At 74.0% G+C, this 780-nt stretch carries 1 protein-coding gene; it reads left to right on the forward strand.

What is annotated here, in order from left to right; translation table 11 throughout:
* Positions 1-780, forward strand: a 780-nt coding sequence (locus tag Pme01_RS30705; RefSeq protein WP_373315561.1) for a sigma-70 family RNA polymerase sigma factor, incomplete at both ends; no start/stop codon positions are given.

A 780-nucleotide genomic window follows, 5' to 3' on the forward strand; every position in this document is an offset into this window, starting at 1 on the left:
GTCGCCGCGTTCCGTCGAGGACCTGGTACGTAGCCACCTCCCACTGGTCGGCCACCTGGTCCGCGAGATGCTCGGCCGGCTCCCGGCCCACGTCAGCCGCGAAGACCTCATCTCCGCCGGCATGGCCGCCCTGGCCGCCGCCGCCAAGGGCTACGACCCCGAGCGCGGCACCCCCTTCGGCAGCTTCGCCACCGCCCGCATCCGCGGCGCCCTGCTCGACGAACTACGCGGCCTGGACTGGGCCAGCCGCTCGGTACGCTCCCGCGCCCGCCGCGTCGACACCGCCACCCAGGAGCTGACCGCCACCCTCGGGCGCACCCCCACCCCGGCCGAACTCGCCGCCGCCCTCGGCGTCGACGTCGACGAGATCAAGTCCGTCGACAACGACGTCCAACGCGCCGTCGTGCTCAGCCTGCAGGGCTTCGCCGCCGGCACCGCCGAGGACATGGTCCCCGAACGCACCGCCGGCCCCGAGGAGCTGATCGTGCACCGCGAGCGCATCGGCTACCTCCACCACGCCATCGACGCCCTGCCCGACCGGCTGCGCCTGGTCGTGGAGGCCTACTTCTTCCACGAACGCCCGATGACCGAGATCGCCGCCGAACTCGGCGTCACCGAGTCCCGCGTCTCCCAACTGCGCGCCGAAGCCCTCGTCCTGCTGCGCGACGGCCTCAACACCCACCTCAACCCCGACCAGGTCACCACCCCCGACCGGCCCGCCGGCTGCGTGGCCCGCCGCCGCGAGTCCTACTACGCCGCCATCGCCGCCCGCGGCGACCT

The sequence above is a fragment of the Planosporangium mesophilum genome (genome assembly GCF_016863255.1).
Classification (GTDB): domain Bacteria; phylum Actinomycetota; class Actinomycetes; order Mycobacteriales; family Micromonosporaceae; genus Planosporangium; species Planosporangium mesophilum.